Source organism: Pseudomonas sp. LBUM1647, assembly GCF_059716175.1.
In genome coordinates, this window is the sequence record NZ_CP166809.1 from 2,780,490 (window position 1) to 2,805,893 (window position 25,404).

The 25,404-nt window shown below is 56.3% G+C and carries 25 protein-coding genes; 15 read left to right on the plus strand and 10 right to left on the minus strand.

The genetic code is table 11. From position 1 onward, the window contains the following. Positions 1-4: 4 nt before the first annotated feature. On the minus strand, positions 5-1,528 hold the full coding sequence (locus ACA059_RS12620) for an O-antigen ligase family protein (protein ID WP_497634053.1): 1,524 nt from the start codon (positions 1,526-1,528) through the stop codon (positions 5-7). A 95-nt stretch (positions 1,529-1,623) separates the two neighbouring features. On the opposite strand from ACA059_RS12620, the gene ACA059_RS12625 reads away from it, so the two are divergent. From ACA059_RS12625 to ACA059_RS12680, 12 genes are all read left to right on the plus strand, one after another. Continuing rightward, the gene (locus tag ACA059_RS12625; protein WP_497634054.1) at positions 1,624-3,000 is read left to right on the plus strand and encodes an oligosaccharide flippase family protein; all 1,377 of its coding nucleotides are present in this window, start codon (positions 1,624-1,626) and stop codon (positions 2,998-3,000) included. A 135-nt stretch (positions 3,001-3,135) separates the two neighbouring features. After that, positions 3,136-3,330: a hypothetical protein gene (locus tag ACA059_RS12630; RefSeq protein WP_497634055.1), complete on the plus strand. Its 195-nt coding sequence runs from the start codon at positions 3,136-3,138 to the stop codon at positions 3,328-3,330. Beyond that, positions 3,327-4,796: an FAD-dependent oxidoreductase gene (locus ACA059_RS12635; protein WP_497634056.1), complete on the plus strand. Its 1,470-nt coding sequence runs from the start codon at positions 3,327-3,329 to the stop codon at positions 4,794-4,796. The genes ACA059_RS12630 and ACA059_RS12635 overlap by 4 nt, the downstream gene beginning before the upstream one ends. Positions 4,797-4,931: 135 nt before the next feature. After that, complete coding sequence (locus tag ACA059_RS12640) at positions 4,932-5,549, plus strand: acyltransferase (RefSeq protein ID WP_497272859.1); 618 nt, start codon at positions 4,932-4,934, stop codon at positions 5,547-5,549. Next, positions 5,542-6,498 carry a glycosyltransferase family 2 protein gene (locus ACA059_RS12645; protein WP_497634057.1) on the plus strand — a complete coding sequence of 319 codons (957 nt, stop codon included), beginning with the start codon at positions 5,542-5,544 and terminating at the stop codon, positions 6,496-6,498. The genes ACA059_RS12640 and ACA059_RS12645 overlap by 8 nt, the downstream gene beginning before the upstream one ends. An 8-nt stretch (positions 6,499-6,506) precedes the next feature. Beyond that, positions 6,507-7,031, plus strand: coding sequence for a serine O-acetyltransferase (locus ACA059_RS12650; protein WP_497634058.1), 525 nt, complete (start codon positions 6,507-6,509; stop codon positions 7,029-7,031). A 43-nt stretch (positions 7,032-7,074) separates the two neighbouring features. Further along, positions 7,075-8,052, plus strand: coding sequence for a glycosyltransferase family 2 protein (locus ACA059_RS12655; protein WP_497634059.1), 978 nt, complete (start codon positions 7,075-7,077; stop codon positions 8,050-8,052). A gap of 7 nt (positions 8,053-8,059) precedes the next feature. After that, positions 8,060-8,995 carry a DUF535 family protein gene (locus tag ACA059_RS12660; protein ID WP_497634060.1) on the plus strand — a complete coding sequence of 312 codons (936 nt, stop codon included), beginning with the start codon at positions 8,060-8,062 and terminating at the stop codon, positions 8,993-8,995. Positions 8,996-9,070: 75 nt separating this feature from the next. After that, complete coding sequence (locus tag ACA059_RS12665) at positions 9,071-10,273, plus strand: glycosyltransferase (protein WP_497634061.1); 1,203 nt, start codon at positions 9,071-9,073, stop codon at positions 10,271-10,273. Beyond that, positions 10,270-11,457, plus strand: a complete 1,188-nt coding sequence (locus ACA059_RS12670) for a glycosyltransferase family 2 protein (RefSeq protein WP_497634062.1) — start codon at positions 10,270-10,272, stop codon at positions 11,455-11,457. The genes ACA059_RS12665 and ACA059_RS12670 overlap by 4 nt, the downstream gene beginning before the upstream one ends. After that, positions 11,457-12,212, plus strand: coding sequence for a WecB/TagA/CpsF family glycosyltransferase (locus ACA059_RS12675; RefSeq protein ID WP_497634063.1), 756 nt, complete (start codon positions 11,457-11,459; stop codon positions 12,210-12,212). The genes ACA059_RS12670 and ACA059_RS12675 overlap by 1 nt, the downstream gene beginning before the upstream one ends. 49 nt (positions 12,213-12,261) lie before the next feature. Next, entirely contained in the window at positions 12,262-13,404 is a 1,143-nt protein-coding gene (locus ACA059_RS12680; RefSeq protein ID WP_497634064.1) for a hypothetical protein, read from the plus strand. A gap of 87 nt (positions 13,405-13,491) precedes the next feature. On the opposite strand, the gene ACA059_RS12685 is transcribed toward ACA059_RS12680, so the two are convergent. The 6 genes from ACA059_RS12685 to ACA059_RS12710 all read right to left on the minus strand — a co-directional run bounded on the left by ACA059_RS12685 (position 13,492) and on the right by ACA059_RS12710 (position 20,553). Further along, positions 13,492-14,916: an undecaprenyl-phosphate glucose phosphotransferase gene (locus ACA059_RS12685; RefSeq protein WP_497634065.1), complete on the minus strand. Its 1,425-nt coding sequence runs from the start codon at positions 14,914-14,916 to the stop codon at positions 13,492-13,494. Between the two features lie 429 nt (positions 14,917-15,345). Next, entirely contained in the window at positions 15,346-16,530 is a 1,185-nt protein-coding gene (locus tag ACA059_RS12690) for an acetyl-CoA C-acyltransferase family protein (RefSeq protein ID WP_497634066.1), read from the minus strand. A 683-nt stretch (positions 16,531-17,213) separates the two neighbouring features. Beyond that, positions 17,214-18,620, minus strand: a complete 1,407-nt coding sequence (locus ACA059_RS12695) for a heavy metal sensor histidine kinase (protein ID WP_497634067.1) — start codon at positions 18,618-18,620, stop codon at positions 17,214-17,216. Continuing rightward, on the minus strand, positions 18,617-19,288 hold the full coding sequence (locus ACA059_RS12700) for a heavy metal response regulator transcription factor (protein ID WP_497634068.1): 672 nt from the start codon (positions 19,286-19,288) through the stop codon (positions 18,617-18,619). Before ACA059_RS12700 ends, ACA059_RS12695 begins: the two co-directional genes overlap by 4 nt. Before the next feature lie 107 nt (positions 19,289-19,395). Next, on the minus strand, positions 19,396-19,653 hold the full coding sequence (locus ACA059_RS12705; protein ID WP_497634069.1) for a DUF2790 domain-containing protein: 258 nt from the start codon (positions 19,651-19,653) through the stop codon (positions 19,396-19,398). A gap of 129 nt (positions 19,654-19,782) precedes the next feature. Then, positions 19,783-20,553 (minus strand): alpha/beta hydrolase, encoded by a 771-nt coding sequence (locus ACA059_RS12710; RefSeq protein WP_497634070.1) that lies wholly within the window; start codon positions 20,551-20,553, stop codon positions 19,783-19,785. 217 nt (positions 20,554-20,770) lie between these two features. On the opposite strand from ACA059_RS12710, the gene ACA059_RS12715 reads away from it, so the two are divergent. Then, on the plus strand, positions 20,771-20,992 hold the full coding sequence (locus ACA059_RS12715; RefSeq protein WP_140681231.1) for a hypothetical protein: 222 nt from the start codon (positions 20,771-20,773) through the stop codon (positions 20,990-20,992). A 17-nt stretch (positions 20,993-21,009) separates the two neighbouring features. Here ACA059_RS12715 and ACA059_RS12720 read toward each other — a convergent pair whose 3' ends face one another. Further along, positions 21,010-21,912: a LysR substrate-binding domain-containing protein gene (locus ACA059_RS12720; RefSeq protein ID WP_497634071.1), complete on the minus strand. Its 903-nt coding sequence runs from the start codon at positions 21,910-21,912 to the stop codon at positions 21,010-21,012. A gap of 148 nt (positions 21,913-22,060) precedes the next feature. On the opposite strand from ACA059_RS12720, the gene ACA059_RS12725 reads away from it, so the two are divergent. Both ACA059_RS12725 and ACA059_RS12730 read left to right on the plus strand, forming a co-directional pair. Continuing rightward, complete coding sequence (locus ACA059_RS12725; protein ID WP_497634072.1) at positions 22,061-23,362, plus strand: NAD(P)/FAD-dependent oxidoreductase; 1,302 nt, start codon at positions 22,061-22,063, stop codon at positions 23,360-23,362. 54 nt (positions 23,363-23,416) lie between these two features. Then, positions 23,417-24,505, plus strand: a complete 1,089-nt coding sequence (locus ACA059_RS12730; RefSeq protein ID WP_497634073.1) for a polyamine ABC transporter substrate-binding protein — start codon at positions 23,417-23,419, stop codon at positions 24,503-24,505. Positions 24,506-24,508: 3 nt separating this feature from the next. Here ACA059_RS12730 and ACA059_RS12735 read toward each other — a convergent pair whose 3' ends face one another. Both ACA059_RS12735 and ACA059_RS12740 read right to left on the minus strand, forming a co-directional pair. Continuing rightward, positions 24,509-25,021: a DUF6644 family protein gene (locus ACA059_RS12735; RefSeq protein ID WP_497634074.1), complete on the minus strand. Its 513-nt coding sequence runs from the start codon at positions 25,019-25,021 to the stop codon at positions 24,509-24,511. Continuing rightward, entirely contained in the window at positions 25,021-25,371 is a 351-nt protein-coding gene (locus ACA059_RS12740; RefSeq protein ID WP_497634075.1) for a DUF6152 family protein, read from the minus strand. The genes ACA059_RS12735 and ACA059_RS12740 overlap by 1 nt, the downstream gene beginning before the upstream one ends. Between the last annotated feature and the right edge of the window lie 33 nt (positions 25,372-25,404).

A 25,404-nucleotide genomic window follows, 5' to 3' on the forward strand; every position in this document is an offset into this window, starting at 1 on the left:
GGTTCTACCTGAGTTGGAGATGGGCACTCGCCGAGACGGCCGTCGAAGTGTGCTTGAGCCTGCGTGCCATCTGAGCGTAGGCCACGCACAGTCCAGCCACCGACCAATACACCACGGGGATGACGGTGATACTGCTAACGGTAACGATGGTGATCAGGATCCCGGCCAGTGTCGCCAGAAGTGCACGTCCGAGTCGGCGCGCCTCATCGTCTTCTTTGGGGAACGAACGCATCCCCTTGCGGATGCCCAGCAGAACACTGGCGAAAAAAACCACGAAAAGCGTCAAACCAATCAAACCGAACGACAGCGCTATGCCGATATAGGTGTTCACGATATCGATAATCCCCTGGCCCTGGATCATGGACTGCATTTCCGGGGTGCTGCGGAAATTGAAAGAACCCAGCCAAGGGTTGCGCTGGATAACGATCACGGCGTTATCAATCAAGCGCTGCCGGTAGGTGATATTTTCGACTTCCACCGTGCCGATAAACGGTAGCAGATCAATCACCTTTTGCCCGCCCGGCACGATGGCCAGCAAGGGCAGGGCGAGCGCCCCGGCGGCGGCCAGCAGCATCAGGCGTTTGATCGCTTTACGGCCAGTGCCGATGAACACGACGATCATGACGGCTGCACCGATCCAGGGGCCACGCGACAGCGGTGCGTACAAACCACCGGCGAGCAACAGTGCGCCGAGGCTGCGCTGCAATTTGCTGCGTACATCCTCCTGCAAGTACAGGTAAAAGCCGATGGCCACGCTGATGACGAAGCCCAGCGCAATGGCCTGGCCGGTAGTGGCGCTGGCGCGTAATGAGCCACCACGACTCAAGTAGCCGGGATCCCATTGCATGCCCATGGCGTAGACAACCGCGCTGTACAGCTGCCAGTGCTTGGCATATTCGAAGAGACCTATAAGCGACAGCACCATGGCGGCGAGTACAAAACCGAACAGAGCGTCCTTGAAGTCGCTGAGGTTCTTCAGCGCCCGGCTGGCAACGTAGTAAGGCAAAAAAACTTCGATGAACAAGTAGAGCATTTGGCGCAAGGTGTCGGTAACCGTGGTTTCGCGCAGGAAAAGCAGACTCGTCAGCAGGAGGTAGGCGGCTAACAGTTTGTCAGGCCAGGTGCGCCCGAAAGGGACCGTGTCGGCGCGCTTGCGCAGAACCAAAAAAGCCGGAAGCAACACACACAATGCCAGCACACGAATATGGTTAAGGGCAAAAAAATAGTTGACCAGGCCGAAGCCCGGAATCTCCGCCGTGGCCGGCGGGATGAGAAACAGCAGAAGGAAAAATAGCGCCACGGGATTGCGTTCGCGATTTCGTGCGAAGGTCAAAACGATCGCGGCAATGCCCGCGTACACCCAGAAGCTGTGCGACACAAATGCCAGAAGCGTCAAAACGAACCACAGATTGCGCCGACGAGTGAAATTTCGGTCGGGAATCAGGTCTGCTGCTGGTCGACGTGCCATGGCAAATACGATGCCAGTAAGGACCAGAATGACGATTAACGCTCGGAAGTGCTCAGGCATGGATGATTGGACTTATTGATTGATGAGCGACGGCTAGTGGAATGGCCAAACGCGACTATAGTTCCTTTTGAGCCATTGAGTCCGGGGATGATGCTATGTCGTTAGTTGATTTGTCGCCAACGTTGGGCCTTCGTAAGCGAGCGATCTCTGCTGGGGCATGGAATCTCGGGGCGCTGGTTACGTCTCAAGCCTTTCGCTTGGGCGGCAACCTGATAATGGCCCGTCTGCTGATGCCGGAGATGTTCGGCATCATGATGATCGCCATCACCGTTTCTCTGGTTCTGCACATGCTTTCCGATGTCGGCTTGCGCCAGAACATCATCCAGAGCCCGCGTGGCGACGATCCGGTGTTTCTCAATACCATCTGGACCGTGCAGATCGTGCGCGGCTTTATCCTTTTTGCTTCGACACTTCTCCTTGCGGCCCTCGCCTGGTATGCACAGACCATTAATCTGTGGTCGCCCAATTCCACCTACGGCGCACCCGAGTTGCCGCTGGTGTTGGCCGTGACCGGTTTCTCGGCAATCATCGTTGGTTTTCAGTCGACCAAAATCGACCTGGCAGTGCGCTCTTTCCAGCAAAAGAAAGTGGTACTCACCGAGTTTGCATCCCAGATCGTCGGGCTGTTGATCATGCTGGGCGTCGGTTACTACACCAGGTCCATCTGGTCGCTGGTGATTGCAGGTCTGGTCCAATCGATGGTCAGCACGCTGCTGGGGCATTTCTGGTTTGAGGGCCCTTCTAACCGTCTACAGTGGGAGCGTTCTGCGCTCGATGAATTAGTCGGCTTCGGCCGTTGGATACTGTTGTCGTCGGCAGTGGGCGTATTGGCCATGTACGGTGATCGTGTCTGGTTCGGCGGCAGCATGACAGCCGGCGAACTGGGCGTTTACTCCATTGCCGTGCTGATTTTGGGAGCTGTTCAGCTTGCGTTGCAGAAGGTAGTCGGGGCCGTGGCCTTGCCGGCCTTCAGTGAGGCCTCAAGAACCAATGACACCGTACGGCTCCACGCTTTGTATTACCGCTTGAAGTTGATGCTCGATCTTGCCTGCCTGTTTCTCTGCGGACTGTTCCTGACCGGCAGTCCACTGCTCATCAGCATCTTGTACGATGAGCGTTACGCTCAGGCCGGCAACATGATGGCCATTCTTTCACTCTCTTTTTTCACAATGCGCTACATGCTGGCGAATCAGGTCTGGATTGCCTTGGGACACACCAAGTACCAGGCCATGGATAACATTATTCGCGTGGTCTCGTTGTGGGTGCTGCTGCCTCTGCTGTTGGCGATTGGCGGGGTCAAATATGCGATTTGGGGCGCTGCCCTGTACACGTTTCCTACGCTTATCCTGGTTTTTTACGTCAATTGTCGTCTGGGGATGTTCAGTCTCAAGCGTGAATTGGTGGTGCTGCCTATGCTGGCGGTGGGGGCATTGTGTGGGGAGTTATTGACGGATTTTGTTAAATGGCTTTGATCTATTTCTCGTGATGTTTCCAAAGCTGTGGCACAGCGTCGCCATTGAGGTATTGATGGCCGTCGCCAAAAAAATGTGGCCTTGATGTGTAGTTGAAATTTCCAACGTTATCTCGGTGTCGTGGAGCTTTGAATCATGAGAGAAACTGATTTGAATACCTCTGTGATGGGGCGCAGAAGCTTCCTCCAGGCTTCTGCTCTATTGAGTCTTGGGGGACTCATGTTCGGATTTTCCAAAGCGGTTGCCCGGCCTTCTGCTGCTAAATCCGAGTTTGTTGTGATCAACGGATGGGTGCTGCCTGCCCAGCATTTTCGGCAAACACACGCATGATCAAAGACTACCAATCGCAGAAAGAACTCCGCGACCACTATGACGTCTGCATCATAGGTGGGGGGCCAGCCGGCATTACCCTGGCCTTGCGTTTAGCCGGTAATGGTCGGCGTGTGGTGCTTGTCGAGGGCGGCGGGCACGAGTATTCGTCGGCCTCGCAGAACCTCTACACGGTCTCATCGTCAGGCCTCGAGATGTACGCTCATGAAACACGCCTGCGTTATCTTGGCGGGACCTCCAATCACTGGGCCGGGCGATGCCGTCCATTCGAAAAGTCGGACTTTACCGTGGGCCCTCCAGTGCCCGTGCCGGGTTGGCCCATCGCGTTTTCCGAGATCGAGCGCAATCTGTCGGCGGCCATGGATATTGTCGATCTTCCGCCGCACTCCGGATTCAAGGCTATCAATGCGACTTTGGACGGCACCGACTTTGACGCCGATCGTTTCCTGTTAAGCCCACCGACGCGATTTGCACAAAAATATGCCAGGGAACTGAATGAGACCGAGGGGCTGGATGTCTTCATCCATTGCAATTGCGTCGATATTGAGTTCGACAGCAAGACCGGCCGCATAGCAACGATAGTCGTCTCGGACTACGAGTTGCATCGAGAGCGAGTCAAGGCAGAACAATTCATCCTGGCGACAGGCGCGATCGAGAATGCCCGGCACCTGCTCAACAGCGAGTCCCTGGCAGCTGGCGGTATCGTAAGCAAGGATGGTTTCGTCGGTAGATGCTTCATGGAGCACCTGAACGTCGAAATGGGAACCTTCATCCTGAACGACGGGCAGGGTACCGATGCTCGGCAGGAGTACTTCACGACCGATGCGTTCGTGATGGAGCACAAGTCAGGTAAAGGAAACGTGACGGCCACGCTTGTAGCTGAAGTGAAATCCTATGGGCGAATGGCTGCCATCAAGAGCTTTTTCGAGAACCTCGTTTGCGAAGTGGGTGCGGAGCGCAAGGTTGAATTTATTGCCAAGTTCGATTGCCCTGGAGATGGGGTACTCGGCACGCTGATCGAGCAGTTTCCCAACCCTGATAGCCGAATCTCATTGCTCGACGAGCGAGATGCGTTGGGGATGAGGAAGGCAAATGTTCATTGGGAACTGACCCCGGCAGACAGAAATACCGTCAAGTCCATAGGGCTCGAAGTGGCAAAGTGTTTTGCCGAGACAGGGTTGGGCTTTGTCAAGTTGGAAGAATACGTTTATGACGTCGATTTGCCACTGAAGCTCAATCCCCATGCTCATCATATGGGGACCACACGCATGGCGACGTCGCCTGAGTTTGGCGTTGTCGACGAGAACTGCAAAGTGTTCGGTGTCGAGAATCTATACGTTGCGGGCAGCAGTGTTTTCGCTACAGGCGGTGCCTGTAACCCCACGATGCCTCTTTTGCAAATTGTTCTAAGGCTGGCGGAACATCTTAACCATCAGATGGGGCCCGGGGTGGGCCGATACTCATGAAAGGGGGAGCATGTGTGGATTATTTGAGTGTTGGATTTTAGGGAAGCGTCTACTCTTAGGGTAGTGGTAATGAAGAATCAGGGTGTATCTAACCTTGGCACAGGTGTCTATCGCTAAATTATTGAGGCTGACAGGATGATTGGTCTACTGAAACGTACGATTGCTTATATTGCAAAAACAACGGGGTATGGGACTCCGCTCTATAAAAAATTCTGTAAACCGGACGGGTATGAATGGGCTAAACATATGGTTCGGTGGGGGGGGCTGCACTCCATCGGTCAAGGCGTATGGATCAATCCTGCTGCCAACATACCTGACCCTTCACTAGTACGACTCGGAAATAATGTAGGTTTATCTTGTTGCACGCTGTTCGGCCACGATGGAGTAGTCGGCATGCTCGAGGTGGTCTTTGATAGAAAACTTGATTCTGTCGGTCCTGTCGACATTCTTGATAATTGTTTTATCGGCTATGGCGCTATGATCTTGCCGCGTGTGACTGTTGGCCCTAATTCGATTGTCGCAGCCGGTGCTGTAGTCGTAAAAGATGTTCCGCCTGGGGTGGTGGTTGCGGGTAATCCAGCCAAGGTTATTTGTACGCTGGAAGAGGTGTTGGCGAAAGTCGAAGAGCGTAGTGCCACTTATCCGTGGATTGACCTTATCAGGCAGCGCAATGGTGTATACGACCCGGCATTTGAGCCGATGCTTATAAAAATGAGAGCGGAATACTTTTTTGGCGTGCAACCCAATGGTTAGTGCTCCCCTTGATGTGTTGGTGGTTAATTACAATACAGCGGAGTTGTTGCAACCGATGTTTAATGCGTTACGCCAGTCAAATAGCGTGGATCGCACGCGCTATTTGGTGGTGGATAATGCCTCTGTCGATAATTCGCTGGAGTGTCTGGCAACTATTTGTCCAGAGGCGTTGCAACTGGCCAATGAAAATAATGTTGGCTTTGGGCGTGCCAATAATCAATTGGTTGAGCACCTGGAGGGCAAGTATGCGTTGCTCCTCAATACCGATGCCTTTGTTGCTGCGGATACGCTGAGCAAGACGCTCGACTACATGGAGACTCATCCTGATTGCGGTGTCCTCGGCGTTCGATTGGTGGGACGAGAGGGTGATTTACAGCCCTCCTGTCGCTATTTTCCAACGCCGTTGAATGCCTTCCTTTCGCATACAGGGCTTGACCGCTTTTTCCCTGTAGTGAAAAGAGTCGACGACATGGCCTGGGATCATGCGTCGGTGCGTGAGTGCGACTGGGTGCCCGGGTGCTATTACCTGATCCGTCGTGAAGTCATCGACCAGGTTGGCTTGTTCGATCCACGCTACTTCCTTTATTTCGAGGAGATAGATCACTGCAAACGCGTTAAACAGGCAGGTTGGAAGGTCGTCTACTACCCGCATACCACGGTGGTGCATATCGGCGGTGAAAGTGCCAAGTCTGTTGACAAACTCAATGCGGCTAGTCGTCAGCTACCCAAGTTACAAATCGAAAGTGAGCTTTTGTACTTCCGCAAGCACCACGGTCTGCCTGGTTTGGCCTCACATATGCTACTGGTGAGCCTGGGTGATCTGATTGTGGCGCTCAAGGCGCTATTGAAAGGCCGCGGTCGGGCCGCTTTAGGGGCGTGTTGGCAGCATACTCGTGTGACCTGGGCGTTGCTGCGTGATACCAAATTCGCTAGCCAACCAACACGGTAGAGCCAGTTATGTTCGAAAACATACGTGCGGATTTACGTGCATACGCCGGAGATTGGGGGGCTCAGGGGTTTTGGGTGATGGTGGTTTATCGCTTTGGGCGCTGGCGTTACGGTGTGCGACCGGCACTGCTACGCAAGCTGTTCTCCTTTATATACAAAGTGCTCTTCAAACTGGTGCAGATCGTCACGGGTATCGAACTGCCGTGCGAGGTGGTGGTCGGGCACAACTTCGTCATCGATCATTTCGGCGGAATCGTGATCAGTGGCTATGCGCAGTTCGGCGATGATTGTCGTATTCGCAATGGCGTCGTCGTGGGCCTCAAGAATGTGAGTGAACCGATTGCTCCGGTGATGGGTAACAATGTTGATATCGGTGCAGGGGCCAAGGTGCTGGGCAATATCCGCATTGGTAACAATGTCGTGATTGGTGCCAATGCTGTGGTGCTGACCGATGTACCGGACGACTCGGTGGCAGTGGGCGTGCCTGCGACTATCAAGAAAAGGAAGTATGCAGAATCGAGGGAATTTTCATGAACCACCCGATGGATTACTTCAATCGCGTCGCTGAGTGAACGCCATGGCTATGGGTATGGGTGTCGTTGTTATCGGTCGCAACGAAGGCCTACGGCTTGAGCGTTGTCTGACTTCCCTCGTCGGTTCGGCGGAGAAGGTCGTTTATGTCGACTCTGGATCAACGGACGGTTCAGTGCAGATGGCACTGAGGCTTGGGGTCGAGGTGGTCGAGTTGGACATGACGATTCCCTTTACGGCTGCGCGTGCGCGCAATGAAGGATTTGCCTGCATACAACGCTTATTGCCGGCGATGCGTTATGTGCAGTTCGTCGACGGTGATTGTGAGGTTGTCGGGGGTTGGCTGCCCCGGGCGCAGGCCTTTCTTGATACGCATCCTGACGTCGCGGTGGTCTGTGGACGGCGCCGTGAACGTTTTCCGCAGCACTCGGTTTACAACTTACTGTGTGATTTCGAATGGGATACGCCGCTAGGTGAGGCCAAGGCATGTGGTGGCGATGCGCTGATGCGGGTTGACGCATTCGCCGAAGCGTCCGGGTTTCGACCGGGCCTTATTGCCGGGGAAGAGCCTGAATTGTGCGTGCGTCTGCGTGGGAATGGTTGGAAGGTCTGGCGTCTGGGTGAGGAAATGACCTTGCACGATGCAACCATGACCCGGTTCGGCCAATGGTGGCAGCGTACCCTGCGCGGTGGTTATGCCTTTGCCGAGGGCGCATTTTTACATGGGGCCGCACCGGAGCAACATTGGTTGCGTGAGTCGCGCCGTGCCTGGTTCTGGGGATTGGGTGTCCCGCTGGCGACTGTAATCGCGAGTTTGATGTTTGGATGGTTTGGGCTGCTTGTGCTGCTGGTCTATCCATTGCAGGTCGTGCGCCTCGCCCGCGGGGGCGATAGATCCACGCGCGAAAACTGGCTGCGGGCTTTCTTTCTCGTGCTGGGGAAATTTCCCGAAATGCTCGGGCAAGTCAAGTTTCTACTGAACAGATTCGGCGCCGGCAAGACGGCGTTGATCGAATACAAGTGAGACTTATATGAATAATTGGGTGATATTAAAGAGCGTGTTTTTTTTACATGCCGGGTATTCTTTAAGGGCATTGAATAATAAGTTTAAAATGCTGGTTTTGGTTGCAAAAAACTGGTCTGAGCTAAAGTTGTTTTGCGGGCGGATGTCGAACGCCTTGGGTAAATCCGGTATTAAGAAATTAGGCGGGGATTGTGTAGGCGTTGTTCATTGGCCATACATCAGTAAAAGCTGGAGCCCCGAGAATAAACTTAGTGTGTTGGCCTCGCATTACGAAGTGGTGACCAAAAGCTGTCCGCAGCTATTGCTGTTGGGGCGAAGTGACAGTTTGCTGCTGAGTGATTTGTCGGAGTTTGCTGCTGGCTGTTCCCTGGTGCTGGATCGTCCCTTCTGGTTTATGCGTGAAGGGGAGTTGGTGCTGAACTTGTTTCAGGGTGATCTGCGCATTGCATCAATAGCCTTCACCTTGTGTCGCACGGACACTGAGTTATGTATTTTTATCGGCGCCGTTCAAGGGATACATAAAGGCGTCGAGAGTGAGTTGTCGTTGAGTATCTACAGAGACCTGACAAAAGACTTTGAAGGCCTTCGGCCAAGAAGCTTTTTGATCGAGGTTATTAAATACATTGCCATCAATATCGGTGTTGAAAAAATTTATGCGGTAGGGGATGGGTATCGCCACCACCGTCATCCGTATTTTGGCGCTCACAAAGCTCTAGAACTGGCGGCAAATTATGATGTGATCTGGTTAGAGCATGGAGCGACTCCGTCAGAGCGCGAAGATTTTTTTGAGATTCCCATGATTCTGTCCAGGAAACCGCTCGACAGTATTGCTTCAAAAAAACGTGCCATGTATCGCAGGCGCTATGAGCTGCTGGATGACACCTTTAAAAAGATAGACAGCGTGTTGATAGGCAGTTATAGCAGCAGTCGTGTGGCTAGTTGACGTTCCTGATACCTGTACTACTGTGGGATTACTTGCAGTAATAATCCACCGCAACGACAACTAAGTCTGGTTCCTATGCGTATCGCTTATTTCATCAATCAATACCCTAAAGTCAGCCATAGCTTCATTCGTCGCGAGATTTTGGCGTTGGAACGTCAGGGGTTTGTGGTGCAGCGCATTGCTCTGCGTGGCTGGGATGCCGAATTGGTGGATGCCGAGGACGTGTCCGAGCGCGAAAAAACCCAGTATGTGCTGCAGGGTGGAGTCAAAGAGCTGTTAGTGCCTGTGCTGCAGGTGCTGCGCGCCCAGCCGCGACGCTTTTTTTCGGCGCTGTGGCTGGCGCTACGCATGGGCCGGCGTGCCGATCGCCCCTGGCCATACCATTTGGTTTACTTGTCCGAGGCGTGTCGCGTGCTGACCTGGTTGCAGGCGTTCGGCGCCGAGCATGTGCATGCGCATTTCGGCACCAACTCAACCGAGGTGGTGATGCTGGCCAATGTGCTCGGTGGGCCGGCGTACAGTTTTACCGTGCACGGGCCGGAAGAGTTCGACAAACCGCAGTTTATTCACTTGGGCGAGAAAGTCCGGCGCGCTGCCTTTGTCGCTGCTATCAGTTCTTATGGGCGCAGCCAGCTGTTTCGCTGGGTGGCTCATGCGCACTGGCCAAGGGTAAAGGTGGTGCACTGTGGGCTGGAACGGGCGTTTCACGATGTGCCGGCCGTTGCCGTGCCATCCGCGCCGCGGTTGGTTTGCGTAGGTCGTTTGTGTGAGCAGAAGGGGCAGCTTTTGCTGCTTGAGGCCGCCCGCATCCTGGCAGCTCAAGGTGTGGAGTTCGAAATAGTACTGGCCGGCGATGGGGAAATGCGCGCGGAAATCGAAACCCTGATTGCACGGCATGGCTTGCAGGCGCGGGTGCGAATTACCGGCTGGATCAGCAGCGATCAGGTGCGGGCGGAGATTCTTGCGGCGCGGGCCTTGGTGTTGCCGAGCTTCGCCGAGGGGTTGCCGGTGGTCATCATGGAAGCCATGGCGTTGCGCCGACCCGTACTGACGAGCTATGTGGCGGGCATTCCCGAGTTAGTGCGCCAGGGTGAGAACGGTTGGTTGTTTCCCGCTGGAGCTGTGGATGAGTTGGCGGCGGCGCTGGCGGACTGCCTCGCGCAACCTGTCGAGGTGTTGCAGCGGATGGGCGAGGCGGCTTATCAGAGAGTGCTGGAGCGCCACGACATCGATATCGAAGCGGCCAAGTTGGCTAATTTGTTTAGGGCGCAAGCATGATCACATTACTTAGTTGGCTGTTCAGCTCACTGCTGATACTCATCCTCCTGCCGGTGTTGGTGCTGTTTGTGCAGGTGCTGATGGCCTGCCTGCCTGCACGGTCGCGCTCGTCGGCGCCAGGATCGCGACCGCGGGTGGCGGTGCTGATACCGGCACACAATGAATCCTCGATCATCGTCGCGACGTTAAACAGCATTCGGCCGCAGTTGCTTTTGGGTGATCGTCTGTTAGTGGTGGCGGATAACTGTTCTGACGACACGGCCGCGCAGGCCCGCACGGCGGGCGCCGAAGTGGTGGAGCGCAGCAATGATCAGCAGCGTGGCAAGGGTTATGCGCTGGACTGCGGGGTGCGTCATTTGGCGAGTGATGCGCCGGACGTCATGATTGTTGTCGATGCGGATTGCCAGGTGGCTGAGGGTTCTATTGAGCGTTTGGCAATCTGTTGCACCGACTCAGGGCGGCCAGCGCAAGCACTTAATTTAATGCGTGCTCCAGCAGGTTCCGGGCTAAAAGTGCGGCTTGCCGAGTTTGCCTGGTGTGTGAAGAATCGGGTACGGCCGCAGGGTTGGACCCGGCTTGGTTTGCCCTGTCAGTTAATGGGCACGGGAATGGCTTTCGTCTGGCGGGATATGACGTTGATCAATTTGGCCAGTGGCCACATCGTTGAAGATTTGAAGATGGGCCTGGATTTATGCCGAAGCGGCAAGCCGCCTATGTTCTGCCCCGATGCTCTGGTGACCAGTTATTTTCCGCGCAGCGATGAAGGCTTAACTACCCAGCGTACGCGCTGGGAGCATGGTCATCTAGGAGTAATCCTTGGGGATACGCCAAAGTTGCTGGTGGAGTCGATTGGCCAGCGTAACTGGTGTCTGCTGGCGATGACGCTGGATTTGCTGGTCCCTCCGTTGGCCTTATTGACGTTGGCCTTGGCGGCGGCATTTGGTCTGTCCTGGTTGGTATTTATGCTGTCCGGAGCTTTGGCGCCAGCCTTGATAGCTTCTTCCGGGGTGGCAATATTGGGGGTGACTATCTTGCTGGCATGGAGCCAATTTGGTCGCGGGATTATTTCTTTTTCAGCCTTGTTGTATGCGCCGTTCTACGCAATGAAGAAAATCCCTCTGTATCTCGGATTTTTGCTTAAGCGCCAGGTTGAATGGGTGCGTTCGAAGCGAGATGACACCTGATGCGTCCTTTATCCTGGCAGCACAGCTGGCAAACGATTACCCGGAAACTCAGGGTGGTCAGCGATGTTGATGACGAGCAAGCATTGATTGATGCGTTATCCAGACCTGACGTGACGAAAGTGCTCGGGTTCGCGAATGCCCATGCCATGAATCTGGTGGCGGCCAATACCGACTACTTCAACGCGCTGCTGGCTGCGGACGTGTTATTACGGGATGGCTCCGGCATGGCCATCCTGTTTCGTCGCCTCGGCCTGGAGCCGGGGTTAAATATGAATGGCACCGATTTCATTCCCAAATTGCTGGCCGCGTTCAAGGGCCGGCGCGTGGCTTTCTGGGGGACTGAAGAGCCCTTTCTAGCCAATGCGGTGCAGCGGAGCGAAGCGCTATTTGCGGTCAATGTAGTCTCTGCCCACCATGGTTTCGCGCCGGTGGATGCTTACATAAACCTTGCCCGGCAGTTTCAGCCGGAACTGGTTGTGTTGGGTATGGGCATGCCCAAGCAAGAAGCCGTTGCCGCCAGGTTAGCCGTCAGTGGCGTGCCCTGTCTGGTCGTGTGCGGAGGGGCGATTCTGGATTTTCTCGGCGGCAAGGTCACTCGTGCTCCGCAGTGGGTGCGTCGTCTCGGTTGTGAGTGGGTGTTCAGGCTACTAGGTGAGCCAAAGCGATTATTCAGACGCTATGTGGTGGGTAATCCGATGTTCTTGTTACGCACACTGATCTACAGGGATAAAGAAAAGGTGACGTGTTCGAAATAGATGGCGGATTAACTCAAATACCCCTTCCTTGAATTGTGCTGATAACCAAATGAAAGAATACATAGCAGAGTTGATGCGTAAGTTCATATCTCCTTCGATGCGATTTGAGCTAAGGAAAGCGGCTGCCTGGCTGCGGGATATTCTTGGGCGAGCCTGTTTTTGGCGTTGGGAAATTGTCAGGTTCAGACTGCGGGAAGACAGCCTTCACGACATTCTCTATGTGGGCAGGAAAACACAGCGGGAGTTTGTGAAGGTTCTATTGGGCGCTGAGCCTCAAGCGGTTGATGGTCAGTTGAAGTTGAGCACGTCAGACCGGACGGTGCGGGTCAGTGAAATGCCGACCTTGGGTGCCTTGTATGTGCCTCAATATTTGAGTGCGGTCGTTCCGCTGAGCAGGTCAATTGAGGATATTACGGCCAGGTACAATACCGAGTTACGTCGAAATCTGCGCAAAAACCGGCTGCGTTATCGTATGAAACAGGCCTTGAACGATGACGAAATTGAAATCGCAGATCGGGAAATGCTTAAGCCCTATGCCAGAGCTAGGCATGGAGCAGCCGCCTCTCAAATTGAATCGCATGAGGTTCAAAGGGTGGCAAAAAATGCCGGGCGGCTCGATCTGGTACTGCTGGAGGATGAAATTGTTGCATGCCATCTTGGGTGCGTCATTACCCGGGCAGGAAAACGCTACTGGAGCACGATTCGTTTCGGCTATCCCGATGTTGTATTTTCAGATGCCAAGAAGTTGCGTGAAATCAACTCGATTACCACGTTCATGGCGCTTGAATGGGCGATAGAAAATGGTTTTGACTATTATGATATCGGCACTTGCCTGGCACGCCCGGACGATGGACTTCTTGAGTGGAAGAGAAGGCGTGGCGGTGATGTTGATACGCTGGGCAATCACGGCTATTTGTTCGTTCGACTGCCCAAGGCGGGCGCAGCGCAATTTCTTTGGGAGACGCCTCTATTTGCTGTCGAAGGCAAGAGGTTGACACTTCATCTTGGGTTGCCGGACGGTCCGAGAGATGAGGAAGTCGCTAATCGATATCGAGAAATGGGTTTTGGCGGTCTTTTCAAAATATACCTCCATTGTTCCAGGGAGCCGGGTGAAGCGCTTCTCGACACCTTGCGTAGTCGCTACGCTCATCTGAAGTCACCGCCGGTCCTGGAAAGTATCGTATCCATCTGAACGGGTTGCTGATTTTAAAGCGATGCAGCTTTTGCCCGTATGAACACATCCGGATGGCCTTGAGATCGTCCAGGCACTCAGGAATGGCTAGTAGGCATGCTTGCCGGAGAAGGCAAACACGGTTCGTACAAGGATGATGAAATCGAGCCATAGCGACCAGTTGTTGATGTACTCGATGTCCGAGTCAACACGCCGAATCATCTGATCTATATCCTTCGTTTCACCACGATAGCCACGTACCTGAGCCAGGCCTGTGATACCCGGTTTAATGTTGTGACGCGCAAAGTAGCCCGAGACATCGGGCGAGTACTGCACATCGTGTTGAATAGCGTGCGGGCGAGGGCCCACCAGAGACATTTCCCCCATCAAAACGTTGAACAACTGCGGTAGTTCATCGAGGCTGGTCCGCCGAATAAAGGCGCCAACCCTGGTCATGCGCGGGTCATTCTTTTGCGCCTGCTTGACGACGCCGTCTTCCGGCTGATGGACGACCATGCTTCTGAACTTCCAGATCCGAAAAGCTTCTCCACTCCACCCCATGCGCTGCTGGCGAAAGAATATGGGGCCGGGGCTATCGAGCTTGATGGCAATGGCGACGGCTACCAGGACTGGCGCTGCAAGCACCAAAATGAGAAAGGCCAGGACTTTGTCTTCAAGGTTCTTCAGAAACAGACGCATGCCCATCAGCGGAGTTTCAGACAAGGTCAGCACGGGAATGCCGGCAATTTCGCGAACACTGTGGTTGATCAGGCGCAACGAGAAAATATCAGGCACCCAGTTAACAGAGATGTGTTTATCGAACAGCCTTAAATAAACATCCTGGATGACCTCTGAGCCACCCAGAGGGGTCACGAAATAGACGGTACGAATGGCATGTTTAACAACTAACTCATCTAGGTCGGAGATATCGCCCAGTATCGACAGACGTTGCGCGCCTTCCAGACTTTCCTTTCCCCGATCATCGTCCGCGCCAATCAACACACAGCCGACTATGCGTTCACCGAGCCAGGGGTTATTGCTGATTTTCTTGTGAAGATAGCTGGCCAGCTCGCCCGAGCCAATGATGAGCGAATTTTCCAATTGAGTCGGGTGGGCCAAAAACTTCTTCTGCATCTCGCGTGTCGCGAGGTGCAAAAGCAACTGAGCAAAATATCCAACAACAAATAACTGCCCGACCAATAAGCGCGAGTACTGTTCGCTTTGCTTGGTAAGAAAGGCCATGGCAACGAGAAAGCCAAACGTGGCAGTCCACGCTTTCAAAAGCTTGAAGGCTTTGACGTTAAAACCAACATTGCTGCGGTAAATAGCATAGTGGTCGTACACGACGGCCAGCGCCCCCAGCAGCAACAGGAGCAGGATGACGTAGTCCTGCGTTATGAAACCGATATGATAATTGATCAAAAACCACGCAACACCGGTCACCGCAACACAATCGAGACCAGCCTGAATAACGATACTGGTACTGCTTCTTCGCTGGAGAACGGAACGGGTACTGTTGGGCTCAAATATCATATTTAGACCTCATGTCTGCTGCCCCTCGCGCTCGATGATGACGCGATTCAGTTCATGCTGCCCTCGCTGAGAGCGTTGGCGTCACCGTGATTAGCCTCCCACCTTCGGAAATTACAGGCTTTGGGAGCATGTGGCGACGCGTGCTATCACTTTAGCAGTACTGTGAAATCATTCACTGAATCTGCGTAGTTCTGCGTAGTTTAGTAGAACCTTCGGGCCTGAAAAAATGAAGCCCATCGAGATACTGACCGGCCTGCCGCAGGGTCGTCCGCGGCGCGGGTGCCGGGGAGGTTGAGCATGGGCCGCGCGAGTTTGGGCGTGCGGTCATTGAGGCTTACACCGAGTTGAAATCGATGTGCCTTGCGCACTGATTCCATCGCGGTAAAACGAGACGGCGCCCACAATGGGCGCCGTCTTCGTTTGGGCCGATCAGACGCGTTCGAACAACACGGCGATACCCTGGCCGCCGCCGATGCACATGGTTGCCAGGGCATAACGACCCTGAACACGGTGCAGTTCGTGAATTGCCTTGGTGGCGATAATCGCACCGGTCGCGCCCACCGGGTGGCCCAGAGAAATCCCCGAACCGTTCGGGTTGACCTTCTCCGGGTCGAAGCCCAGTTCCTGCGCCACGGCACACGCTTGGGCCGCGAATGCTTCGTTGGACTCGATGACATCCAGGTCGGCAACGGTCAGGCCGGCGCGTTTGAGGACCAGGCGGGTGGCGGGAATCGGTCCCAACCCCATCAGCTCTGGCTCCACACCGGCATGGGCGTAACCGACCAGTCGGGCGATGGGCTTGAGGCCTTGGTCGAGAACCATCTGACCCGTGGCCATGATCAGTGCTCCGGCACCATCATTGAGGCCCGACGCGTTGCCGGCGGTGACGCTGCCGTCTTTTTTGAAGGCCGGTTTCATCTTGCCCAATTGCTCGGCATTGACCTCGGCGCGGACATGCTCGTCCGTCGCAAACGTCACGGTACCTTTGCGGGACGCCACTTCGATCGGCACGATCTGGTCGGTGAATCGACCTTCGGCAATCGCCCGGGCCGCCCGTTGCTGGCTGAGCAGCGCCAACTCATCCTGAGCCTGACGAGTGATGCCATAGCGCTCGGCGATGTTTTCCGCAGTAATGCCCATGTGGAAACCGCCAAACGGGTCTTGCAGAGCACCGAGCACGTAGTCGATGGCTTGCATATCACCCATGCGTGCGCCCCAGCGCGCCTGCGGCAACAAATAGGCCCCGCGGCTCATGGACTCGACGCCGCCCGCCAGCGCAGCCCCTGCATCCCCCAACATCAAACTTTGAGCTGCACTGACAATGGCCTGTAAACCAGAACCGCAGAGGCGGTTGACGTTGAAGGCGGGCGTCTCTTTCGGCAGGCCGGCATTCATCGCCACGGCACGAGAGATGTAGGCGTCACGTGCTTCCGTCGGGATCACATGCCCCATCACCGCGTGACCGATGTGTTCAGGTGCCAGCCCCGAACGTTCAATGGCGGCGCGGCAAACGTCAGTGGCCAGTTGGATAGGTGGCACATCTTTGAGCGAACCGCCAAAGCTGCCGATAGCCGAGCGGACGGCGCTGATAACAAAAATGTCGGATGGGTTCATGCGGGTTCCCCTGGAACAGTCCTGGACTCAAGTGTGCTTTCGCACTGTTATATGGGGGTGAGTCTAGACACAGCGGTGATTTTGGCCTATGCCAAAACTGCTCAAGGGGGGTGGCGTTTTTGGCCATTTCAATTGAAGTCGCTTTTTGACCCGTCTGATCCGGTCAAAAGCGCAGAAAAGAAAATAAAAAAGCCCGGTACACGTCCGTAATGCTGTTCACTTAAGCTCGGTGTTTCCAGGTACACACATGCGTAGCGATGGGGCGGTGGATCAGGGGCCGACCTGCGTTTTGTTTTTTGTGTACATATCCGTTTCTGCGGTCACGACGGCTTATGGTTCCGCCCTTACGGCGGGTCACTTGGAAGAGCCCCAAGTAACCAAGGACTCTTGCCCCTTTCGTTCGGTGCCTCGCTGTGGCTCGGCATGCCCTCGCTCCGGTCCCGCTCTGTGGGCCCGCCGCCATCGGCCATCCATGGCCGGGGGCGGCTAACCCGGCATCCATGCCGGGTTGCCCACTGCGCAGAACCTCCACTCGGCCTCTCGAGGGGGCGTGCACCGCAAGAGCAACAGCGAGGCGGCCTACCGGCCGGCCTATTTTCTCAACGCCTGCGCGTACACCTGATCGTTCCCCACGCGGACAGTTCGACACCTCGACGTTGGAACGATCAGTGGGTGCCGGGACCTTATTCATCCAATTGCCGCGCCGGAAAAAACAGCTCGAAGCAGGTGATACCGTCAGCACTGCTAACGCTGTAAGCCCCATTGTGCAGCTGCATGATCGTCGCCACGATCGACAGGCCCAGGCCGTTGGAGTGCGCCGAGCGTTCGCGGGATTCGTCGACCCGGTAGAAGCGCTCGAACAGTCTGGGCAAGTGTTCGGTGGGGATGGTCTGGCCGTGGTTGCGCACTTGCAGACGGATGCCGTCGGCCGCGGGCGTGGCGTGGATGAACAGCTCGGAGTCAGGCGCGCCGTATTTGATGGCGTTGGCGCAAAGGTTAGCCAGCGCGCGGCGCAGCAACATCGGTTCGGCCCAGATCACTCCGCTGCCCTGTGCATCAATGCTGATCCCGACATCCGCCGCCAGCCCTTCGAAATAGTCGGCCATGCGTTCCATTTCATCGGCAGCATCCAGCTCCTGCCGTTGGCGCAAAGCACTGGCCGGGTCGGTGCGGGCCAGAAACAGCATGTTGTCGAGCATCCGCGCGAGACGCTCCAGCTCTTCGACATTAGAGGCGAGCAGTTGCTGATAGGCCTCAATGCTGCGGTTTTGCTGCAGGGCAACCTGGGTTTCGCCGAGCAGGTTGTTGATCGGCGTGCGCAGTTCGTGGGCCATGTCGGTCGACACCTGACCCAGTTGCACGAAGCCCTTGCCGAGACGGTCGAGCATTGAGTTGAATGCTTCGATCATCGGCAGCAGTTCCCGCGGTGCGCCCTGGCTGTCGAGGCGCTCGGTGAGGTTGCCGACGCCGATACCTTGGGCATGTCGGGCCAGGCGTCGCACGGGCAAGAGCCCGCGATGTACCAGCAGATAGCCGGACAGGGCCAGTAGAATCGCCGCCACGCTGGCGAAGAGGTACACGTTGAGGCGGTAGCGGGCGAGGACCGCGGTGCGCTCGGTCATCAGGCGCCCGGTGACCACTTGCAGGCTGCCCAAGTCGCCGGAGTCGATGGTCGCCGCCAGCGCCGCGAAGGGCACGCCGTCCACACTCGGGTAGTGCTGCACGTCGGCCAGCGCCAACGGATGGTCCATGGCCACCGGTGCCAGCGACGGCACGGCGAGGTTTCCGGGGTTGACCACCAGCAACGGTTTTTGTCCGGGGGCGCCGATGGTCAGCAGCGCCTCGCGGTTGCCGAGCATGTTCTGGAACAGTGCCGGTTTGGTCTTGATCAGATCCAGCGTGTTGCTGTCGTTGAGGAAGGTGCGCAGTTGATCGATGCGGTTCACCAGGGCGGCGTCGTCGCGACGAATCAGCTCGCGTTCCAGATCCCGGTACAACGCCACACCCAGGAGGGTCAGCGAGACAAAGGCGAGCAAGGCAAACACCAGTGCCAGGCGCAGCGTCAATGAGTGGCGAAGGCGGGAGGTCATGCTTGCGTATCGAAGCGGTAGCCGATACCGCGCACGCTGTGAATCAATTTGAGTTGGAACGGGTCGTCGATTTTCAGCCGCAGACGCCGCACCGCGACATCCACGACGTTGGTGTCACTGTCGAAATTCATGTCCCAGACCCGCGAAGCGATCATCGAGCGCGACAGAACCTGGCCCTGGTGAGTGGCGAACAGATGCAGCAGGGCGAACTCCTTGTTGGTCAAGGTGATTCGCACGCCGGCACGGGTGACGCGGCGTTTGAGCACGTCGATTTGCAGGTCGGCGACTTGCAACTGTTCTTCTTCCCGGGTGGGACCGCGCCGGGTCAGGGTGCGCAGGCGCGCCACCAGTTCGGCGAAGGAAAACGGTTTGATCAGGTAATCGTCGGCGCCCAGTTCCAGGCCCTTGATGCGGTCGGCGATGTCATCGCGGGCCGTGAGAAACAGCACCGGGGTGTCGGCGTCCTTGCGCAAGCGGCGCAAGACTTCCCAGCCATCCATTTTCGGCATCATGACGTCCAGCACAATGACGTCGAAATCGTTCTCCAGAGCCAGGTGCAAGCCATCGACGCCATCGCGGGCCAGGCTGACGGAGTAGCCGAGTTCCTGCAGGCCGTTGAGCAGGTAACTGCCTGCTTTGGGTTCGTCTTCGACTACGAGGATGTTCATGGGATCTGCCTGGTTCGGTGTCTGCAACATACCTGTCGCGGCGCGGGCTACAGAGGTCAGCCAGTGGCGCCAGTGTAGCCCGATCCTTTGTGAGTACAGGGGTGTGATCAATTATCACCAATGCAACCCATGCCCTGGACCTGGTAATCCAGCACGTGCTTGCGACCCTGATGGTCGAGATAAATCAGCTGCGCGGGGACGATGCCGCATTCTTGCGTGATGATATTGCTGGACAGGTCTTTGGCGATATCCAGGTGGACGAAGAAACCGGTCCTGTCGTGGATGACAGGTTCGGTGGTCTGGGTATCGGCAAACGCCGAACCGGTGGCGAGCAGAGCAGCAAAACCGAGGATTAACATTTTCATGATGATTCCCTCTATTCAGGGGCGGGTTGGCTGCCGATGGGCTGCCTGGCAGTGAATTCAGGTTAACCAGGCGATCCGCACAGCCGACCCACAGTTGAATGACAATTTTGTAATGAAACGGCGCCGACGTTACGGTTGGCGACCAGCGGCTTCGAGGATCAGGTCAGCGATTTCTTTGGAGTGGGAGACCAAAGACAGATGGCTCGACGGCAGCTCGATGGTGGTCGCGTTCATGCGTTTGGCGAGGAAGCGTTCCAGGTCTGGGTTGATGGTTTGATCGAGGCTGGAGACCGCGTACCAGGACGGTTTTGTGTGCCAGGCGGCAGCGGTGGTGCGGTCGGTGAACAGGGTTTTGGCGATCGGTTGCTGGACGGCAAACAATTCCATCGCCTTGTTGTGGGGCACATCGCTGGCGAAGTACTTGAGGAAGGCGTCTTGCTTCAGGCTGATGAAACCATCGTGTTCCTCGGTGCCGGCGCGCACGGGCATGGTCGGGTACTTGGCCGACAACGCAACGAAGTCCTCGCCCGCGTCCGGTGCTCGGGCTGCAACGTAAACCAGCGAGCTGACGTTCGGATTGACCCCGGCTTCACTGACCACGGTGCCAGCGTAGGAATGGCCGACCAGTACGGTCGGGCCGTCTTGTTGAGCGAGCACGCGTTGGGTGGCGGCAACGTCGTCAGAGACTGAGGTCAACGGGTTTTGCACCGCCGTCACGTGCAAGCCGGCGGCCTGCAACCGGGTGATCACGTCCGACCAGCTCGAGCCATCGGCCCAGGAACCGTGCACCAGCACGACGTTGTTGGCCTTGACCGGCGCGATGTCGCTGGCCATGGCGGAACCGGTGCCCAGCATCAACAGGCTGGCGGCGATCAGGCAGAGTTTGCTCAATGGTTTCATGGTGTCGACCCTTGTCATCAGTGGTAGGTGGGTCACCCACGGTGGGTGACTGACGACGCCACTGTATGAAGCGAGGGTGCTGGCTACGCTGACAACTCAATGACAAGTTTGTAATGCACGGCGCGCCTGTCCTTATGCCTGCCTGCCGTATGTCGGGAGTGAGGAACGCCACCCATGAAAAAACTTCAAAACCAAGACTGTCTTTGGGAGTTTGAGCATGAGTGATGATCAAAAGAGCGAAGCCCTGGCGGCCTGGTATCAGCTCCTGAAAGTGCCCGAAATCCGGATGGATGCCGAAGAGCAATATGACGAGTTGCTCAAGGCTGCCGATGAGATGGAGCGCACCGGACTCATCAACAGTGCTGAATGGCGCAGGCTGGTTCAAGAGGCGAGCGCTGCTTTTGCCAATGCGACAGAAGGGTTGGGGCGCGGAACGTAGTGGTCAATCCCTGGTGGTCAAACTTCGCCTGCTGGCTGTTCGGCCTGTTGGGTGAACCACTGCATGATCAACGCACAGGCGGGGTGAGCGGCGGCGGAAGGTTGCAGGTTCAAGGCGTAAATGCCGCGGGTCTTCAAGGGGTGGCCGAACGGAACGACGAGCACGCCTCGTTCGAGTGATTCGCCTGCCAGGGTCAGGTCAGTCATGGCGACGCCCAGCCCTCGCGCCGCTGCATCAAGCGCCAACTCGTCGAGGTTGAAGGGGATATGCCGGTAGTCCTCGAGTGACTGGCCGCCATTGGCTTGCAGCCATCGGAACCAGTCATGTTTGTCCGCCGAGCGATGCAACAGCGGGAAACGCACGAGATCGGCCACAGATTCCAACGGCTGGGTCGTGCTGCCCAGGCCTGGGGCGCACACCGGCACCAGCGCCTCTTCGAACAAGGTCAGGCAGTCAGGGTCGCGGGACGGCTCGGGCAGATAGAGGATGTAGGCGTCGCTGTCGATGGCCGGCTCCACCACTTCAGTGGCCACGGTTTCGATCGACAGCGAAACCTGCGGATGACTTCGATAGAACTCGCTCAACTTTGGCAGCAACCATCGAACCGCCAGCGACACATGCATGCGGATGCGAAAGGGTCGTTTTTGCGGTGTCAGCCGATCTTCAAGGGTTTTCAGTTGCGCCAGGATACTTCGAGCGGTTGCAAGCACCTGCTCGCCTTCCGGTGTCAGTCGAACACTGCGGCTATTCCTTACGAACATCGGCAAGTCGAAGTGGCTCTCCAACTGCTGGATTTTTCGGCTCACTGCGCTTTGGGTCAGGCACAGCTTTTGCGCCGCTTGCGTGAAGCTGCCCGAGCCTGCGACCTCGACCAGCGCCTGCAAGGCCTGGAGAGAAGGAACGTGGTGAATTTTATCCATGCGTTTTCGGAATAGCTCGATGATTTTATAACGTTGGTTGTATCACTACAGGCCTTATAGATTCTAGCTCTAGCCAGCGCCAGCCGGAAATACTCATGCGATGACGTCATGTGCGGTGCTGCAGAACGACAGGCAGATGAGGTGACGCATGACCAATGTATGTGGCTGGATTGCGCAGGCGGGGAGTTCACCCGCTCGCGATGCTCTCAAAGGCACGCAAAAAGCTGATTGGCTGATTATCGGTGCCGGTATCACCGGGCTGTGCGCCGCTCACACACTCGCTGAAATGCACCCTCAGGCGCGGATCGTGATTGTCGACAGACAACGGGCCGCACAGGGCGCCTCGGCGCGCAATTCAGGTTTCGTGGTGGGTCACGAACATCCGGCCAAGGATGAGCTGATCGGCAACCCGGGTTTTGCCGGTTTTGAAGTCGATACCTCGATTTCCCGTGCCGCCAGTGACGAAGTGCGCCAGCGCATTGCTCGCCTGGGCATCGAATGTGAATTCAGGGAGTCGGGCTACTACTTCGCCGTCAACGATCCCGGCAAGTTGACCGATGTCGCAGCCAAACTGACAACGCTACGCGCTGTCGGCGCCTCTGCGCATTTTCTGGAAGGTGAGCCGCTGAGCAAACAACTGGGCACCGCGCATTACCGGGCCGCGATCTGGTGCGGCAATGGCAACGCACTGCTGCAACCCGCCAAATATGTGAAGGGCCTGCTGGATACGCTGCCGGCCAACGTGACCCTGTTTGAGAACACCGATATCACTGGCCTGGAGCGCTTGGGCAAAGGGCGTATTCGCGCCAATGGCACCGATGGAAGCATCGAGGCCGGGCAAGTCCTGGTGTGCCTGAACGCGTTCATTCCGCGCTCCGGAATAGAGGACAGCGGGACATTCCCGATGGAACTCAGCGCCAGCCTGACACGACCACTCAGCGACGCCGAGTTCAAGTCCATCGGCGCGGTTGAGCCTTGGGGCGTGCTGTCCACCCGACCCTTGGGCGCTACGGTGCGACTGACCCCGGACCGCCGCGTGATGATCCGCAACACAGCGGAATACCGTTCTCGGGATTTATCCGACAGTGAGCTGCTGCACCGTCGCAAACACCATGTACTCGGCTTGCAACGACGCTTCCCGTTTTTGAACGAGCAGGACATTCAATACACCTGGACCGGACACTTGAGCGCTTCACGCACCGGGCAACCGTATTTCGCCAAGGTCGACGAAGGTGTGTTTGCGGTGGCCGGCTGCAATGGTTCGGGCGTCGCACGAGGCACCCTTTGGGGACGCTTGCTCGCCGAACTGGCATCGGGTGCCAGCTCGCCCATCCTCGAATCGGTGATGCGCAGAGCTCAGCCGGGCTGGCTGCCACCGCGGCCCTTGCTCGATATCGGTGCCATGCTTCGAATGCGCGTGGAGGCGGTCAGGGCCAAAACAGAAATCTAGAAAACCCGGCGATCAAAAAACAATAAAAACTCATCAAACACACGGTGATTGAACATGCGCGTCAATAACATTTCCCTGATGGTCATGCTGGCAACCTTCTCGGCAGCCACTTACGCCGACGAAGTCGTCAATATTTCGAACTGGAACGGCTACATCGCCGACGACACCCTGCCCACGTTCACCAAGGAAACGGGGATCAAGGCAACGTACGACATTCACGACAGCAACGAAGTGCTGGAATCCAAGCTGATGACCGGCAACACCGGCTATGACGTAGTGAGCCCTTCGAACCATTTTCTGTCCCGATTGATAAAAGCCGGGGCCATTCAAAAGCTCGATAAAAGCCAGCTGCCCAACTGGAAAAACCTTGACCCGGCGCTGATGAAAAAACTCGAGGTCAATGATCCGGGCAACCAGTACGGTTATCCGTACATGTGGGGCACGGCGGGTATTGGCTACAACGTCGAGAAGATCAAGGCGATCTTCGGCAACACCGATGTCACCCATTCGTGGAATCTGTTTTTTGATGAAAACAACATTAAAAAGCTGAGCCAGTGCGGCGTGGCGATTATCGATAACCCTACGCAGATCCTGCCAATCACCCTGAATTACCTGGGGCTGCGGCCCCATAGCCATGAGCCGGCGGACTACAAGAAAGCCGAGCAGGCACTGCTCAAAATCAGACCTTACGTCCAGTATTTCCACGCCTCCAAGTACATCAGCGACCTGGCGAACGGCAATGTCTGCGCGGTGATCGGTTTCAATGGCGACATCGTGCAGGCGGCCGCGAGCGCCAAGGAAGCCAACAACGGCATCGACATCGCCTATTCGATCCCTGACGAAGGATCCACCTTGTGGTTCGACATGGTGGTCATGCCCAAGAGCGCGCCGCACGAGAAGAATGGCTACGCCTACATGAACTACCTGCTGACACCGCAGGTCATTGCCAACATCAGCAACAGCATCCATTACGCCAACCCCAACCTTGCGGCGGATGAATATGTGACTCCGGTAGTGAAGCAGGACCTGGCGATCTACCCGCCGAAAAGCGTGCTGGACAAGTTGTTCACCGTCGAGGAACTACCTGCGGCCATTGCACGGTTGACGACCCGCCTGTGGACCAAGTTGAAAACCAATACCTGATGATCAGGTGTACGCCAGTAGCCGACCGCACATCACCACGCTGACCCATAACCCAATCGAAAGCAGCGCCTGGATTTTTGCGATTCCAGGCGCCGCCGTGCCCGTGTTCCACTGGGTGACCGAGCGGTAAATCCCGACGTGGAAAAGAGCAGCGTTGAGCCCGGCAGTAGCGATCAGGCATAGCTTCAAGATGAAGATGTCATTCGATGCGAAGTCATGGGGATGGGCTGAAAACATCATCAGCCCGGCGGGCACGATCAACAGCAGGGCCAGGATGGACCAGGTCAGGAGGTGGCGAGCCAGGGCCGTCACCGCAATCTCTTTCGACAGCCCGAGCACCCGCAGATCGAACATCACGACAGAGCCGACCAGCACCGCAAATCCAATAATGTGAACCACCTCAACCATCGGATACAGCCACAGGTCGCCCCGCATGGCCGCGCCAAGCTGCGAGTCTCCCACCCAGTCCAGCCAGCTGTCCGGACTCGATCCTGCGCTGGCATCGATGGCCTGCATCACCGCAACTCTGTGGTTTTGTCACCGACGGTGATGCGTTCGGCGCGCATTTCATCGGGCTTGTTTCGGTTCTGATAGCCGACCACGGTGGCCGTGTTCCCCACATTCAGCATGTCCCGGGAAAGGCCGCGGTTCTCCATGCGCGAGGGCGGTGCCAGGACGACGTTCCAGGTTTTGTCTTGTGTTTTGAGACGCACGAAACCGTGCGGATGGGAGTAACCGGATTCTTCTATCGTGCCGTTCAACTGCAGGGGGTTGCTGGAATCGTATTCACTCCAGCCGTGATGCGCGAACGCCGCCGTTGCAGCCAGTAACAGTGACAATCCAATGCTGCCGAGCATGCCTTTCATGACAAGTCTCCTGTTGCAGATCATTGATCAACG